This window comes from Microterricola viridarii, assembly GCF_001542775.1.
GTDB classification, from domain to species: domain Bacteria; phylum Actinomycetota; class Actinomycetes; order Actinomycetales; family Microbacteriaceae; genus Microterricola; species Microterricola viridarii_A.
In genome coordinates this window covers 2,450,685-2,465,660 of record NZ_CP014145.1, presented here as the reverse complement: position 1 = coordinate 2,465,660, position 14,976 = coordinate 2,450,685, and the positions used below count along the sequence as shown (strand labels likewise).

13 protein-coding genes are annotated in these 14,976 nt (G+C 70.5%); 6 read left to right on the top strand and 7 right to left on the bottom strand.

Features of this window, described 5'->3' with window-relative positions; all coding sequences use genetic code 11:
* The first annotated feature begins 104 nt into the window (after nt 1-104).
* The 3 genes from AWU67_RS11310 (at nt 105) to AWU67_RS11300 (ending at nt 3,329) form a co-directional block, all read left to right on the top strand.
* On the top strand, nt 105-1,103 hold the full coding sequence (locus AWU67_RS11310; RefSeq protein WP_067228997.1) for a methyltransferase: 999 nt from the start codon (nt 105-107) through the stop codon (nt 1,101-1,103).
* A gap of 94 nt (nt 1,104-1,197) precedes the next feature.
* Entirely contained in the window at nt 1,198-2,253 is a 1,056-nt protein-coding gene (locus tag AWU67_RS11305) for a phosphotriesterase family protein (protein ID WP_067228993.1), read from the top strand.
* Nucleotides 2,250-3,329 (top strand): phosphotriesterase family protein, encoded by a 1,080-nt coding sequence (locus tag AWU67_RS11300; protein WP_067228990.1) that lies wholly within the window; start codon nt 2,250-2,252, stop codon nt 3,327-3,329. The genes AWU67_RS11305 and AWU67_RS11300 overlap by 4 nt, the downstream gene beginning before the upstream one ends.
* 310 nt (nt 3,330-3,639) lie before the next feature.
* Here AWU67_RS11300 and AWU67_RS11295 read toward each other — a convergent pair whose 3' ends face one another.
* From AWU67_RS11295 to AWU67_RS11270, 6 genes are all read right to left on the bottom strand, one after another.
* A complete protein-coding gene (locus AWU67_RS11295) occupies nt 3,640-4,233 on the bottom strand; it encodes a TetR/AcrR family transcriptional regulator (protein ID WP_067228987.1) in 594 nt (197 codons plus the stop codon).
* 113 nt (nt 4,234-4,346) lie between these two features.
* Nucleotides 4,347-6,014 carry an amidohydrolase gene (locus AWU67_RS11290; RefSeq protein ID WP_067228985.1) on the bottom strand — a complete coding sequence of 556 codons (1,668 nt, stop codon included), beginning with the start codon at nt 6,012-6,014 and terminating at the stop codon, nt 4,347-4,349.
* 8 nt (nt 6,015-6,022) lie between these two features.
* Entirely contained in the window at nt 6,023-6,874 is an 852-nt protein-coding gene (locus AWU67_RS11285; protein WP_067228982.1) for a molybdenum cofactor biosynthesis F family protein, read from the bottom strand.
* A gap of 170 nt (nt 6,875-7,044) precedes the next feature.
* Nucleotides 7,045-7,719: a VIT1/CCC1 transporter family protein gene (locus AWU67_RS11280; RefSeq protein WP_067228979.1), complete on the bottom strand. Its 675-nt coding sequence runs from the start codon at nt 7,717-7,719 to the stop codon at nt 7,045-7,047.
* Between the two features lie 197 nt (nt 7,720-7,916).
* Nucleotides 7,917-8,450: an AAA family ATPase gene (locus AWU67_RS11275; protein ID WP_067232628.1), complete on the bottom strand. Its 534-nt coding sequence runs from the start codon at nt 8,448-8,450 to the stop codon at nt 7,917-7,919.
* A 90-nt stretch (nt 8,451-8,540) separates the two neighbouring features.
* On the bottom strand, nt 8,541-10,553 hold the full coding sequence (locus AWU67_RS11270) for a primary-amine oxidase (RefSeq protein WP_082716939.1): 2,013 nt from the start codon (nt 10,551-10,553) through the stop codon (nt 8,541-8,543).
* A gap of 317 nt (nt 10,554-10,870) precedes the next feature.
* Here AWU67_RS11270 and AWU67_RS11265 point away from each other — a divergent pair, with 317 nt between their 5' ends.
* The 3 genes from AWU67_RS11265 to AWU67_RS11255 all read left to right on the top strand — a co-directional run bounded on the left by AWU67_RS11265 (nt 10,871) and on the right by AWU67_RS11255 (nt 14,155).
* Nucleotides 10,871-12,406: an APC family permease gene (locus AWU67_RS11265; RefSeq protein WP_067228977.1), complete on the top strand. Its 1,536-nt coding sequence runs from the start codon at nt 10,871-10,873 to the stop codon at nt 12,404-12,406.
* Between the two features lie 2 nt (nt 12,407-12,408).
* A complete protein-coding gene (locus AWU67_RS11260; RefSeq protein ID WP_067228974.1) occupies nt 12,409-13,179 on the top strand; it encodes an SDR family NAD(P)-dependent oxidoreductase in 771 nt (256 codons plus the stop codon).
* 163 nt (nt 13,180-13,342) lie between these two features.
* Nucleotides 13,343-14,155, top strand: coding sequence for an SDR family NAD(P)-dependent oxidoreductase (locus AWU67_RS11255; protein WP_067228970.1), 813 nt, complete (start codon nt 13,343-13,345; stop codon nt 14,153-14,155).
* Between the two features lie 88 nt (nt 14,156-14,243).
* On the opposite strand, the gene AWU67_RS11250 is transcribed toward AWU67_RS11255, so the two are convergent.
* Complete coding sequence (locus AWU67_RS11250; RefSeq protein ID WP_067228967.1) at nt 14,244-14,945, bottom strand: ABC transporter ATP-binding protein; 702 nt, start codon at nt 14,943-14,945, stop codon at nt 14,244-14,246.
* Nucleotides 14,946-14,976: the final 31 nt, after the last annotated feature.

The window sequence follows — 14,976 nt, the reverse complement described above, 5'->3', positions numbered from 1 at the left end:
GAAAGAAGATTGCACTTTTATTGTCAACGCTTGTAGAGTTTCCGTACACCGCGACCAGACGCGGGTCGAGCGACGACGCCGGCCCCGCACTCAAGGAGAAAACCATGACGGCAACGCAGCCGACCACCGCATCAACCCCCGCAGCGATCCTCGACATCGCGATCGGCTTCATGGGGGCCAAGCAGCTCTTCGCCGCCAGCCGCGTCGGCCTCTTCACCGCGCTCGCCGAGGGCCCCCGCTCGCTCGAGGAGCTCGTCGGGGCGACCGGCGTGAACGCCCAGCAGCTGCGCATCCTCGCCGACAGCATGACGGCGCAGGGCCTGCTCACCCGCGAGGCCGGCCGCTACGCGCTGACCCCGGATGCCGCCGCCTACCTCACCGCGGACGGCGCCGGCATCGACCTCACCCCCTTCCTCGCTTTCCTCAACGACATCAGCTACAAGCAGTGGCTGCGCTACGACGACACCGTCGACTCCGGCGAAGCCGGGACCCTGGAGCTGGACGAGGCCGGCTGGGGTGACTTCATGGCCGGCGTCATGACCTACAACGAGTTGCACGCAGAGCAGCTCGCCGCCCACTTCGACTTCTCCCGCTACCGCAACGCGCTGGACTTCGGCGGCCTCAGCCCTGCCTTCGCCGTGAACGGCATGAAGGCCAACCCCGAGCTGAACACCCGCTTCGTGTTCGCCCCCGACTTCACCGACTCGGTGCAGCAGGCCGTCGAGGCGGCCGGCCTGGCCGAGCGCTCCACCGTCGAGGGCGGCGACACCGAGACCGCGCAGCCGGGCGGCGAGCACGACCTGGTGCTCGTGAACCACGTCATCCACCGCTTCGACGACGCGCAGAACCGCGTGATCTTCGCCAACGCGCGCGCCGCGGCCGCGCCGGGCGCGCACCTGGTCGTGCTCGACTTCTTCCTCGACGACAACCCGGTGCAGCGCAAGATCGACGCCCTGCACGCCGGCGAGTACTTCAACATCGACGGAACCGTCGTCTACCCGGAATCGACGGTGGCCGAGTGGCTTGCCGCGACCGGCTGGAAGCCCGTCGAGACGATCGCGCTGCCCGGCAGCCCGCGCATCCTCGTGGCCGAGGCGGTCTAGTCGCCCGAGCGCTCCGCCCGAGCGCACGACCACTCGCCGGCCGGGCACCCTTGCCCGGCCGGCGGAGTGCACCCCAGAACCGTCAAGGAGCGCAATGTTCGTCTCGACCGTCAGCGGCCCCAGCGCGCCGCACGCACTCGGTGTCACCCTCCCGCACGAGCACCTCATCGCGAACTTCGCGACGCCGGAGGAGTCGGATGAGGGCTGGCGCCGCATCGGCCGCACGCGCCCGACGGCCGCCGCCGAGGCAGCCTTCTATGGGGCAGCGGTCGGCATCGAGATGCTGGGCGCGCTCAATCTGGGCGCCCCGAACCGCGACAACATGCGCCTGGACCACGAGCTGCTGGCCATCGCCGAGGCCGGCGAGTTCGGGCGGCTCGGCGGCGGGGCCATCGTCGACCAGACGAGCATCGGCCTCGGCCGGAACCCACGCGCCCTCCGCCGGATCGCCGAGACCACCGGCCTCGCCGTCGTGATGGGGGCCGGATGGCACCACCCCGTCTGGTCCCCGGAACTGGCCGGGAGAACGGTCGAGAGCCTCGCCGCCCAGATCGCGGCGGAGATCGAGGTCGGCGTCGACGGCATCCGGGCCGGACTCATCGGCCGGGTCGGTGCGATCGATCCCGCCCGCGAGGCGGAGCGGCGACTCCTGCTGGCGGTCGCCGCCGCCGCCCGCCAGACCGGGGCGCCCGTGAGCATCACCCGCTCCGCGAGCACGGCCGACACGCTCGCCGTGCTCGACATCCTCCAGGCCGAGGGCGTGGCCGCATCCCAGATCGCGGTCGCAGACTCTGCGCCGCTCCTGGCCCGGCCGGATGAATTGGAGGCCGTGTTGGCGCGCGGCGTCTACACGCAGTTCGATCAGCTGGGAGACATCCCGACGATCCTCACCGAGGTGAGCGACCACGACATCGCCCTGGGGGTCCTCGGCCTCGCCGCCCGCGGCGTGGCCGGGCAGCTGCTGATCTCGCAGGGCGTGCGGCGCAAGATCGACCTGAACGCCTTCGGCGGCAACGGCTACGGCTTCCTCCTCGAGCAGTACCTGCCCTACCTGCGGATGCTTGGGGCGGATGACGGCCTGCTCGCGGCCCTGACCGAGGCCAACCCGCAGCGCTGGCTCAGCATCCCGGCGCAGGGGACTCGCTCGTGAGCGCCGCGATCCCGAACATCGCCGGAAAGGTGCTCACCGTCGGCGGCCCGGTGCCCCCGGAGTCGCTCGGCCAGGTGCTCATGCACGAGCACATCTTCATCGACATCCGGCGCCCGCTGCACAACCCCCGGCCGGGCTGGGGCACCCCGGAGTCGACGGAGCCGCTCAGCCTCGCGAACCTCGCCGCCGTGCGGCGGGGGCGCATCATTGAGCACAACGACCTGCTGGGCGACTTCGACGAGATGCTGGCCGAGGTGGGGGAGTTCCGCACCCTGGGCGGCGGCACCATGGTCGAGGTCTCCAACACCGGGCTCGGCCGCGACGCCCGCTCGCTGGCCAAGCTCTCCCGGGCCAGTGGTCTGCAGATTGTGATGGGCGCCGGCTGGTACGAGAAGAACTTCCACCCGGCAGACATGGACGAGAAGACCGTCGAGCAGATGAGCGATGAGATCGTCCGCGATATCGCCGTCGGCGTCGACGGCACCACGATCCGCTCCGGCGTCATCGGCGAGGTCGGCGTCGAGGGCAACCCGCTCACGCCGAACGAGCTGAAAAGCGTGCGCGCCAGCGGGCGCGCCTCGCGCATCACCGGCGCCCCGATCACCTTCCACCAGGGTGGCTTCGGCGAGGAGAAGTTCCGGGTGCTCGACATCCTCGAGGAGGAGGGCGTCGACTTCCGGAATGTGGTGATGGGTCACGCCGGCACCCTCGGAGACGACCTGCCGTTCGCGCGCCGGCTGCTGGCACGCGGTGTCCTCGTTGAGTTCGACTTCCTCGGCACGCCGGGCAGCCCATGGGGCACCCTCTGGCCCTTCACCGACCGCGCGGTCGCCACGGGCATCGCCGCGCTCGTCGACGACGGCCACGCCGACCGGATCGTGCTCGGCGGTGACGTCTGCCAGCGTGTGCAGCTGAAGCGCTACGGCGGGCACGGCTACAGCTACATCTCGGAGCACTTCCTGCCGGCGCTCGGCCGGCTCGGCGTGGGTGACGACGCCCTCCGCGCCATCATGGTCGACAACCCCGCCAGAGCGCTCACCTTCCGGGAGCCCCGCCCCGCCGCCACCGCCGGTTGAGCCTGCCCCGCTGGTTGAGCTCGTCGAAACCCCGGGGCGGTGTGTATCTGCACGTTGGCTAGAGGGGGCCGCGCCGTGAGGAACGAGCAGCGCAGCCCCTGAAGCCCGGCAGCCCGCGTGATCGGCTTCCGCGCCAATTCGGGCGGGTCCGCGCCCGTTGAGCTGGCGCGGTTCCCGCCCAACTGGCGCAGCGAGCTCGTGCGGGCGTCGGCCTCGGTCGCTGGCGCTCCCTCGAGCCAACGGTGGAGAGCGGCTTCCCGCTGGTTGAGCTTGTCGAAACCACGCCCCGCTGGTCGAGCAGGGCGAAGCCCTACGGCCGCCCGAGCCGCTCGAAGAAGCCGTCGAGCTGGGCCTGCTGCAGTGCCGGGGTGTTCTGCTCCGGGTTGATCACGCTCATCAGGGTCGCGCCGACGTTCATCGTGACGAGCTCCTGGATCAGCTGCTCGTCCGGGGTGTTGCTCAGGATGTCACCATCGGCGCGGCCCTCGGTGATGAACTGTGCCAGCGCCTTCCGCCAGATGACGAGGTGGTCGACGTAGATCTCGTGCAGGTGATCGTTGGAGGCGGCCCGCTCCCAGAACGAGAGCAGCACGCGGGCGGCGGTGGTCCGCTCGGCATCCAGCGGCAGGGACGCCTCACTGATGCCGCGGAGCGCCGCGAGGCCGCGCTTGCCCTCGACCGCCAACCGAACGACCTCGCTCATCTGGGCGAGCGAAAGCTCGTAGGTGCCCTGGATGATGTCGTCCTTGCCGGGGAAATAGTGCTTGAGCGCGCCATTGGCGAATCCGGCCTCCGCGGCGATCTCACGCATGGTGGCCGCCTCGATGCCACCCTGGATGATGAGACCGCGGGTCACCTCGATGATGTCGCGTCTGCGTTGATCGTGGTCGATCACCTTGGGCATGCAGGCACCTCCATTGGCTCGGCTTGGCATCCATTCTGCATGCTCAGCGAGCGCGCAGACAGTCAACAAGTGTAGACGGTCTGTGTTGCGCCATCGCGCGACGGCGCGGAGGGTCAGCCAGCCGCGGCCCCGCCGCGGTCGAACACCTTGCGCCCGGCGAACCACGTCTCCAACGCTTGGGCCTGGATGAGCGTCTCGATCGGCGACTCGAACGGGTTGCGGTCGAGCAGCACGAAGTCGGCGGACTTGCCGGCCTCCAGCGATCCGGTCTCGGCGCCGAGGCCCATGGCGGTGGCCGCGTTGATCGTGAACGCGGCGATCGCCTCCTCCAGTGTGATGGCCTGCTCGGCCCAGAGCGTTCCGGGGAACACGCCGTGCGGGTCGGCGCGGGTGACCAGGCCCTGGATCCCCTCCCAGGCGTTCGGCGACTCGCTCACCGGCCAGTCCGAGCCGCCCGCGACGAGCGCGCCGGTGTCGATCAGGCTGCGGTTGGGTTGCATCCGCTCGGCCCGTTCGGCCGGCAGCACGCTGGCGATGGCATCCGGGATGACGCCGGGAAACCAGATGAAGGGCGAGATGTCGGCGGCGACGCCCAGCTCGGCGAAACGGGCGAGGTCGCTCTCAGCCACGAACTGGCCGTGCGCGATCTGGTAGCGGGTCTCGGTGAAGCCCTCCGCGCGCAGCTGCGCGACGGTGTCGAGCACGAGCCGGGCCGAGGCGTCGCCCGTGCAATGGATCTTGGCCGAGAGCCCGCGGCTCGCCGTGCTGCGCAGCCAGCCGAGCAGCTCCTCCGGCGGCATCGTCGTGGTGCCGCAGAAGTGGGCGCCGTGCTCGTCATCCGGCAGGAACGGCTCCAGGAACGCGCCGGTGCGGGCGGGCGGAACGCCGTCGAGGAAGATCTTGACGAAGTCGGGCCGGTGGTGCTCGCTGCGGAATTCCTCGCCGCGGGCCACAAGCTCCTCGCCGACCGGGTCATAGCCGAAGATCTGGTCGTTGACCGTGAGCGAGCTCACCACCCACGAGTTCAGCTCACCCGCGTCGTCGAGCGACTTGAGTGACTGCAGGATCGGCAGCGAAGCGGCGGCATCCTGGAACGCGGTCACGCCGTGGCTGGCCAGGATCTCGATGCCCCGCTGCGAGCAGCGCCGGTGCTGCTCGGCGGTGAGCGAATGCGTGCGCGAGAGGGCCGCCTCGACGGGGATGCCTGCTGCCTCCAGCAGGACGCCGCTCGCGGAGCCGCTCACCGGGTCGAGCAGGATCACACCGCCGGCGCCCGGGTCGCTCGCGGCGGTGATGCCGGCCAGCTCCAGCGCCCGGCTGCTGACCCAGCGGTTGTGCTTGCTGTCGTCGCTGAGCATGACCGGGCGGCCGCCGGATGCCTTGTCGAGGCGGGCGCGCGCGGCATCCGTCGCCAATGCGTCCATCAACCCGGAGCCCCAGCTGCCGCCGAGCACCCAGCCGTCGGCCGGCAGCGCGGCCGCATAGTCGCGCACGGCGTCGAGGATCTGCTCGAGCGACGCGGTGGCAGAGAACGACAGCTCGTACAGGTCGGTCTTCCCGGCCAGTGCGTGGTGGTTGTGCACGTCGACCAGCCCGGGCAGCAGGAACGCCCCGTCCAGGTTGCGCACCACCGTGTCCTGGCCGAGGTGGGCCAAGGCGTCGGCGTTGCTGCCAACCGCCAACAGGCGGCCGCCGGCCACGGCCAGCGCCGAGGCGAGGGGGTGGGCGGGGTTCGCCGTGTAGACGGTGGCGTCCAGGACGATGAGATCTGCGGTGGTCATGGGCCGGCTCAGCTCGCCGCGCCGAAGCCGGCCGGGTCGTACTGCTCCGGGTGCACAGTGGTCGAGATCAGTCGGCCGTGTGCGCCGAACGTGAAGTGGGTCGGCACTTGGCCGGACTCGTCGAGGCCGAACAGCACGCCGTGCGAGCGGATGTTGCGGGCGTCGCGGTGGTCGGCGATCGTGACCGAGCCGCAGGGGATGACCTTCTCGCGCCAGGCGAAGACGTAGATGCCGGGGCGCACCTGCCAGGCCGAATTCTCGTCGGTGTCGGCGAGGCCCCGCTCCGGGCCGGCCAGGCACTGCCAGCTGTACCAGCGCGGCGACAGGTAGACGTGCTCGTAGGCGTGCTCCGGGCTGTACACCCACTGCACGCGGCGGCCGATGAGGCTCGTCGTCGGCGCCGCCTCCTCGCCGCTGGTGGCGAGCTCCTCGATCAGCCCGGGCACGAAGATCTGCTGCACGGCGGTGCGGCCGGGGCCGGGCTCGCCGATCAGGCTGATCACGGCCAGCGCACGGCCCGAGCGCAGGTCGAGCACGAGGGAGACCGCCTCGTTCGGCAGGTAGTTGTGGTGGAACTGCACGAAGTACAGCTCGTCGTCGACGAGGAACGCCTCGTAGTCGTCGGTCTCGGCCGCCGGCTCCGTCTCATCCCCGGTGCCCGGGGTGTAGTCCCAGGCCACCGTCGTCTCGGCGAAGGCATGGCGGATGCGGGTGCCGCGCGCGTCCACGATGGTGAACTCGCGGCCGACCAGATCGAGCGAGTGCGGCGCCTTGTTGGCGTCGAATCCCGGCGCGAGTCCGTCTAGAGGCAGCCAGGTGCTGGTGTCTGCGGGGTTCAGGGGGACGGCGTTGTCGGTCATGGTGGCCTTCCTGGAGGGATGTCGGCGGGGAGCCGTGCTCGGCGGTGCGTGTGCGCGCTCTGTCGAGGCGCACGCCGATGCAGGATCCTCACCTACGTTAGGGCGCGGCATCCGAGCGCAATTGACCCCTGCGGCACAGGGGTTGACGATGCGCGAAGAGCGCGCCCGGTCTAGACGACGCCGCTCGTGTTGAGCAGCAGGCCGATCGCGAAGGTGACAACGAGGGCGAGCGCACCGCCGATCACGACCCGCAGCATGGCGCGCCCCTTCGGCGCCCCGCCGAGCTGTGCGGCGATGGCGCCCGTCGCGGCGAGGGCGATCAGCACCGCCACAAAGGTGATCGGCACCCGCCACGCCTCCGGCGGCAGCAGAATCGCGAGCATCGGCAGGATCGCCCCCACGGTGAAGGCGATCGCCGAGGCGTATGCGGCATGCCAGGGGCCGACCACGTCGTTCTGGTCGATGTTGAGCTCGGCCGAGAGGTGTGCCGCGAGCGGGTCGTGGGCGGTGAGCTCGACCGCGACCTGCTGCGCCGTCTCGGCCGAGAGGCCCTTTGCCCGGTAGATGCCCGCGAGCTCGGCCAGCTCCTGGTCCGGCATCTCCGCGAGCTCCCGCGACTCCTTGGCGATCAGGGCGTGCTCGGTGTCGCGCTGGCTGCTTACCGACACATACTCGCCGAGCGCCATCGAGATGGCACCGCCGACGAGGGCCGCCGTGCCGGCCGTGAGGATGGCGCCGGTGTTGCTGGTTGCCCCGGCGACGCCGACCACCACCGCGGCGACCGAGACGATGCCGTCATTGGCGCCTAGCACCCCGGCGCGCAACCAGTTGAGTTTCTGGGCGATGCCACCGGTGTGTGGTTCGTCGGCGTGTGCGCTCGCCGAGCTCGCGTCGGAGTCGACGGGGGATTGCCGGTCATGCCGTCACTCAACCACGCTTCGTGCCCGAGCGCAGCCCCCACTTCCTCGCTGGCGTGGCGAATGCCGCGGACTGCTGCGTGTCTCCCGTTCGCTGGCGGGGGCGTGGCGTGTCGCCGCACAATTCACTTGACGATGGTCGCGAGGATCTGTCGCGCGATCTCCGCGGCCGAGCTGTCAGTGGTGTCGATGCGTAGCTCATCGGTGAAGCCGGCTCGGTCGAGAACCCCCGCCAGCTCGGGGTGACGCCGTGCGTGCCAGCGCAGCGCGGCCTCATCGTCGTTGTGCCGTCTGGTCAGTCGCGAGAGCACTGTGTCGGAGTGCGCGCTCAATCGGACGTGCAGCAGCCGTCGTGAAGCGAGCGCAGTTGTGCTGCGCTGCAGTTCGTCACGCGTCTCGACCACGGTGGCGACCACGAGCACGCGTGCGCCGGCACGTCGGAAATTCGAGGCGATCGCCTGCAGATTCTCCAGCGCCAGCGCGGTTCGGAACGGGTCGTCGACCGGCGCGGGCCACGATCGGCGCAACCAGTCGACGTCGATAACCGCGCCGGGGATGCCGCACCGTGCCAACTCTTCGCCAAGCGCCTCGGCCGTGGTTGTCTTCCCCGTGCCGACGCTGCCGTTGATCAGTACGGTGTCACACGTGGCGATGGGCATCGTCCCACGGTACCGGGCCATGCACCCGATACCGGCGACTTCACCCCACACGGGTGGCGCGAGCTTCGCCACCCGTGTGGAAGACGCGCCCTAGTGTCCGCAGTTGCAGACGGCGTCGCCGGTGCTGGCGCAGCCGCCGGCCGTGGCACCGGGCGTGACGCCCTCCGGCACATCCAGGGCCGGGTTGCGGTCGAGGAAGCCGTGCGGCTTGAGCATGAAACCGGAGTAGTCGACGGGCATGATCGGCCAGTCCTCCGGACGCGGCACGTGGGTCGGGCCGAAGACATGCCAGAGCACGATGTCGGTGCCGTCGAGGTCACGGTCGGCCGCCGTCCAGGCCGGCAGTCCGGCGCCGCCCTGGTGCGCGTTCGGGTAGTCGCCGGCGGGGAAGCGCTCGGCGGCGTCGAAAGCGGTGCCCCAGAGGTGCTTGGTCGCGAACGTGGCGCGGCCGTGCACGGTCGACTCCGGCTGGGCCATCAGCGTGGGCCCGCCCTGCGGGTAGAGCCGGTACGCGGTCGGCTTGCCGACGTGGTTGGTGCGGTGCGCGCTCTGCACCTCCCAGGTGCGGCCGGCGGCCGGGGCGGCCAGGCGCTGCGCCTCCTGCTCGGACTTCAACGGGGTCGAGGTCCAGGTGAACGCGTTGCCGTACGGGTTCTTCTCGCCGATCGGGATCCCGACGACGTCGACCTCGTGCAGCACATTGTCCTCGCCGTCGATGGCGACGTCGAGGCGCGCGCAGAACAGGTGCTGGTGCACCGGGGCGAAGACGCCGGGGGCGATCTCCGGCGCGTGCGGGTTCGCCTCGCCGGGGTGGCCGGCGCCGGCGAAGACGATGCCGGTGGCCTTCGCTTCGACCTGGATGGTGCCGTCTAGGTAGAAGTACCAGAAGAAGCCGTAGTCGTAGTTGCCGATGGTGCTGAAGTAGCTGACCACGAGGCGGCGGCTGCGGCGCACCTCGCTCTTGCCCTGCAGGTCGGTGTGCTTCCAGAGGATCCCATAGTCCTCCTCGTGCATGCAGACGACCTGCGGGATCTTCACCGGGTGGCCGTGGTCGTCGGCGACGAAGCCGTCGAAGTAGTGGATGACGCCGAGGCAGTCACAGCCGAGTGCCAGCGAGTTCGCGTTCTTGCCGAGCAGGTACTCGCCGGCGTCGAAGTAGCTGATCCAGAACCGGGTCGACGTGGTGTCGCCGTAGGGCACCACCATCTCCGGCACGCTCGCGCGGTGCAGCACGGGGCGGTCCTCGTCGCCGTCGCGGAAACTCACCTGGTTCAGCACGAGGCCCTCACGGGCGTTGAAGCCGACCCGGAACTTCCAGTTCTCCCATTCCACGTGCGAGCCGTCTACGTGGAAGCTCGGCCCCTCGGGCTGGGTGATCTCGATCGGCTTCAGCGAGGTGCGGGCCGGGCCGACGGCGTCGACGCTGTAGTTGCCGGAGGCAGCGGGAACGGGCACGTCGCCGTCATCCTCGACCCGCAGCACGCTGCCGGTGGTCAGGTCGATGTGCACGATCAGCCCCTCGACGGGGTGCGCCCACGGGCTGTCCTCCTCGAAGTCGCGCAAGAAGGTGAGCGAGCGGATGACGCGGCGCCCGACCTCGTCGTCCCGGCCGAAGAAGCCGGGGGCGAGTGGCGCGCAGAAGGCGAGCTCGATGCGGTCGGCGAGGCCGCGGCGGGTCATCGCGGCGCGCCACTCCGGCGATGACTTCGCGATCTCTGCCGCGCGGTCGTACTCCTCGAACAGGTACTGCGGCTGGCCGTACGGCGGCTGGTCGGTGGAGAGCGAGAGCTGCTCGACGACGGCGTTGCCGGTGATCGAGACGACGGCCTCCGAGGCGACGCCGGTGGCGACATCCAGCAGCACGTAGTGCACGCGGCGTTCGATCGCGTCGCCGGGGGCGAAGCTGGCGACGACCTCCTTGTCCGGTTCGACGGGCAGCACCTGGGCGCAGCGCACCGTCTCGCCGAGCAGTCCGGCGGCCACGAGGATCGCGCGGCCGGCGGTGAGTTCCTCCGCCGTCAGTGGGTCGAGCGGGTGTCGCACGGCGGCTGGCTCGCTGGACGCGACCGCGTGGGTGTGCAGGGTGTCGGGGGTGTGCGTCATTGCAGTTCCTTACAAGGTGCAGGCCAGGATGGGCGGCGCTGCGGTAGCTACCTGCTTCCAGTATCGGCCGTGCACGAGGGGCCGACTTGTCTGCGAGCGTGAGTGACTTGACTGTGAGTGCCCGCCGTGCACTTCCCGCTGATCGAGTAGACCGTCTACGGCCGTATCGAGATCGAGGGACTCGCCCGCCGTTGTTCCCACCCAGACAAGTGGCGTGCGCCCACAACACAGTGTTCGCCGCCCGGGCCGGACACACTGGTGACTACCCGCACGGAGCGTGGCCGGCACCGGCCACCAGTCGAATCAAAGGAGATTCCGTGAGCAGCACACCCTCGACGGCCCAGGCCGCCCCCGCGCGCGCCGGAGCCCCGGCCCCCGAACGCCGCAAGCTCGGCGTCCTCGCCGTTGCCTTCCTCATCGTGGCCGCCTCCGCGCCGCTCACCGTGATCGCCGGCGGTGTCACCTCGACCTTCTCGGTGACGCACGTCGCCGGTGTGCCGATCTCCTTCCTGCTGCTGGCCGCCGCGCTGGCGATCTTCGCCATCGGCTACGCGGCGATGAGCCGCTTCATCAACAACGCCGGCGCGTTCTATGCCTACGTCGCCCAGGGCATCGGCCGCCCGACCGGCGTCGGCGCCTCGCTGGTGGCGCTCGTCGCTTACAACATGATGCAGATCGGCATCTGGGGCATGTTCGGCTTCCAGGTGTCGATGCTCATCGCAGAGAAGACCGGCCTCGACATCCCGTGGTGGGTGGGTGTGCTCGTCGGCATCGGCATCGTCGGCGTGATGGGGGTCAACCGGGTCGACCTCTCCGCCAAGGTGCTCGGCGTGCTCGTCGCGCTCGAGTTCCTCGTCGTGATCGTCTTCGACGTGGTCGCGTTCTCGAACCCGGCGGCCGGCTTCTCCACCGAGCCGATGAGCCCGGCCTCCCTGTTCGTGCCCGGTGTCGGCGCCGTGTTCGCCTTCGGCATTGCGGCGTTCATGGGCTTCGAGCAGGCCGCCATCTACGGTGAGGAGTCGAAAGACCCGCGCCGCACCATCCCGCGCGCCACGTTCCTGGCCGTCGCCGTCATCGGCGTCTTCTACGCGCTCTCCGCCTGGGCGCTCGCCCTCGGCATCGGCGTCGACAAGATCACAGACCCGGCCGGCATCTCGCCGGAGGAGGCGGGGCCGCCGCTGTTCTTCGGTTTCGTCGCCGAGAACCTGGGCGTCATCTGGGTCGACATCATGTCGGTGCTGTTCATCACGAGCATCTTCGCCGCGCTGGTGAGCTTCCACAACGCGGTCGCCCGCTACTTCTTCTCTCTGGCCCGAGAGGGCGTGCTGCCGGCGAAGCTCGCATCCGTGCGCCGCTCCACCGGCGCCCCGTGGGTCGGCTCGCTCACCCAGACGGTGATCGCCGTCGTCGTGGTGCTGGCCTTCGCCATCGGCGAGGCCGGCTGGAACCCGGAGTCCGGCCCCTACCCCGTGATCACCCTGTTCACCTGGCTCACCAACACCGGCGCGCTCGGCCTGGTGCTGCTGATGGCCGTCGTGTCCGTGGCCGTTATTGGTTTCTTCCGCAAGGACGCCCGCGGCGTCGGCATCGGCAGCCGCCTCGTCGCGCCGCTGGTCGCGGCCGTCGCACTCACCGCGATCCTCGTGCTGATCCTCAGCAACTTCGACGTGCTGCTCGGCCAGGCCGAGTCGAACGCCACCACCTTCCTGCTGCCGGCCATAGCGATCCTGCCCGGCCTCATCGGTGTGGTGTGGGGCTACGGCATCCGCCGCCGCAACCCGGAGGTCTACGCCCGCATCGGCCACGGCGCCGACGCGGCCACGGCCCAGCTGGGCGAGGCGGAGAACGCCTGATCATGGATCTCGCGCTCGGGGGCCGCACCGTTGTCATCAGCGGTGCGGCCTCCGGCATCGGGCTGGCCACCGCGCATGCCTTCGCCGAGGAGGGCGCGCTGGTCGCAATGCTCGACCGAGACGCTCCGGCACTCGCCGCGGCCCATGCCGGGCTCGCGGCCAACGGGGCGCGCGTGGCCGCGTTCGTCTGCGACGTCACCGACGAGCGGGCCGTAGCCGACGCCGTCTCTGCCGCAGCCCGCGAGCTCGGCGGCATCGACCACCTCGTCAGCTGCGCCGGCATCTCCGGCCCGTTCGGTGCCGCGCTGGAGCAGATCAGCCTCGCCCAGTGGAATGCCGTCTTCTCCGTGAACGTCAGCGGCGCATTCCTGCTGGTGCGCGCTGCCCTGCCCTGGCTGCGCGCAGCGGATGCCGCGAGCATCGTGTTCCTGGCCAGCGACTCCGCCGTTGTAGCGGCCCCCGGCATGGTGCCCTACTGCTCATCGAAGGCGGCGCTGGTGCAACTGGCGAAGGCGCTCGCCGTGGAGTTTTCCGCTGCGGGGGAGGGGATCCGCGTCAACGCCGTCTGCCCGTCCATCGTCGACACCCCGCTTTCTCGGGCCGACCTCGGGCTGCACGAGCACGGCTTCACCGGCGCCGACTACCCGGTGCAGAGCGCCGACGAGGTCGCCCAGCACGTGCTCTATCTCAGCTCGGTGCGCTCGCGCCCCGTCAACGGCGCCGCGCTGCTCAGCGACTTCGGTTACACGGCCCGCTCCAGCTTCCCCGCCTGACCCACCCACCCACCCCACCCCACTCCCTCCCACCCCCTCCCAAGTTCCGTTGAGAGCGGTCAAATGGCCACTTTTCGAGGCGGAAATCGGCCATTTGACCGCTCTCAACGGAAGTGGGGGTCGGGCGTGGGGAGAGAGATACATAGAGAAGAAAGAGAGAGTCATGGGATACGCAGGAGCGCGCAACGAAGGACGCGTCGTGATGATCACCGGTGGCGGCACGGGCATCGGCGCCGCCGTGGCCGAGCGCTACGCGGCAGAGGGAGCACACGTCGCCGTGCTCGGGCGCCGGGCCGAACCGCTGCACGCGGTCGCCGACGCGATCGGTGGCATCGCGGTCGTCGCGGACGCGGCCGATTCGGCGTCGGCCAGGGCAGCCGTGGCCACGGTTCTTGAGCGCTTCGGGCGCCTCGACGTCTTGGTGGCCAACGCCGGAGGCCACGGTCTCGCGACGGTGCTCGACACCGACGACGCGGCCTGGGACGAGGCGCTGCGGAGCAACCTCAGCAGCGCCTTCGTGATGGCCAGGGAGAGCCTGCCAGCCCTGATCGAGGCGAAGGGGCAGATCGTGGTCGTGTCGTCGCTGGCCGGGCTCTTCGCCGGCCCGAGCGTGGCCGGCTACACGGTCGGCAAGCATGCCCTGATTGGACTGACCCGCACCCTGGCACGCGACTACGGCCGCCTGGGCGTGCGCGTCAACGCCGTCTGCCCCGGCTGGGTGCAGACACCGATGGCGGACGCAGAGATGGACGAGTTCGCCCGCGCCGCCGGGTTCGAGGGGCGGGACAAGGGCTATGAGCTCGTGACCGCCGACGTGCCGCTTGGCCGTGCGGCAGCCCCGGCCGAGATCGCCTCGATCGTGCGCTTCCTCGGCTCCGGCGAGTCCTCCTACATGACCGGCGCCGTGCTGGTCGCCGACGGCGGTGCCCACATCGTCGACGTGCCGACGCTCGCGCTCGACCACGCCGGGCTGTGAACGCCGGGCTGTGAACGCCGGGCTGTGAACGCCGGGCTGTGAACACAGGGGCGGCGGCCGCCACATGGCGGCGCCGCCCCGGGACGGCCTAGGCGGCGGCGCCGCCCAAGTAGGCACTGTGCAGCAGCTCGGGGGCGGCCAGCAGCTCGGCCGCCGAACCGTGGAAGCCGACGCGGCCGCCGGCCACGACGAGCGCGTCCTGCGCGACGCCGAGCGCGAGGTTCGTGAACTGCTCGACGAGCAGCACGCCGACCCCGCCCGCCGCGATCTGCTCGATCACGGGCAGCAGGCGCATGAACACGACCGGTGCCAGGCCGAGCGACATCTCATCGATCAGCAGGAACTTGGGGTGCGCGGCGAAGGCGCGGGCGAGCACCACCATCTGCTGCTCGCCGCCGGAGAGCAGACCGCTGGCCGTGCCGAGGCGTTTCTGCAGCTCGGGGAAGTGCGCGAGCGCGGCATCCAGGTCGGCCGGGGTGCGCGCGGTCAGCCGCAGGTTCTCGAGCACGGTCAGCGACGGGAAGACGGCGCGGCCCTGCTCGATGTGCACGATGCCGCGGCGGGCGCGGGCCACGCGGGAGAGCGGCCGGATTGCGTCGCCGTCGAGGGTGATGCTGCCGGATGACGCGGCGATCACCCCGGAGATCGACTCGAGCAGGCTGGTCTTGCCTGCGCCGTTGGGGCCGACGAGGGCAGTGATGCGGCCCTGGTGCAGCTCGAGGCTCACACCGGAGATCACCGGCCCGGCCCCGCGGCTCACGGTCACGTCGTCAAGGATGAGTGTGCTCACGGCATCTCCGTTTCGCCCGCGTTCGCGGTTG

What these genes read in the sequence shown, in the direction of transcription:
- AWU67_RS11310 (WP_067228997.1), top strand. Translation starts at nt 105, where the DNA reads ATGACGGCAACGCAGCCGACCACCGCATCAACCCCCGCAGCGATCCTC.
- AWU67_RS11305 (WP_067228993.1), top strand. Translation starts at nt 1,198, where the DNA reads ATGTTCGTCTCGACCGTCAGCGGCCCCAGCGCGCCGCACGCACTCGGT.
- AWU67_RS11295 (WP_067228987.1), bottom strand. Translation starts at nt 4,233, where the DNA reads ATGCCCAAGGTGATCGACCACGATCAACGCAGACGCGACATCATCGAG.
- AWU67_RS11290 (WP_067228985.1), bottom strand. Translation starts at nt 6,014, where the DNA reads ATGACCACCGCAGATCTCATCGTCCTGGACGCCACCGTCTACACGGCG.
- AWU67_RS11285 (WP_067228982.1), bottom strand. Translation starts at nt 6,874, where the DNA reads ATGACCGACAACGCCGTCCCCCTGAACCCCGCAGACACCAGCACCTGG.
- AWU67_RS11275 (WP_067232628.1), bottom strand. Translation starts at nt 8,450, where the DNA reads ATGCCCATCGCCACGTGTGACACCGTACTGATCAACGGCAGCGTCGGC.
- AWU67_RS11270 (WP_082716939.1), bottom strand. Translation starts at nt 10,553, where the DNA reads ATGACGCACACCCCCGACACCCTGCACACCCACGCGGTCGCGTCCAGC.
- AWU67_RS11260 (WP_067228974.1), top strand. Translation starts at nt 12,409, where the DNA reads ATGGATCTCGCGCTCGGGGGCCGCACCGTTGTCATCAGCGGTGCGGCC.
- AWU67_RS11255 (WP_067228970.1), top strand. Translation starts at nt 13,343, where the DNA reads ATGGGATACGCAGGAGCGCGCAACGAAGGACGCGTCGTGATGATCACC.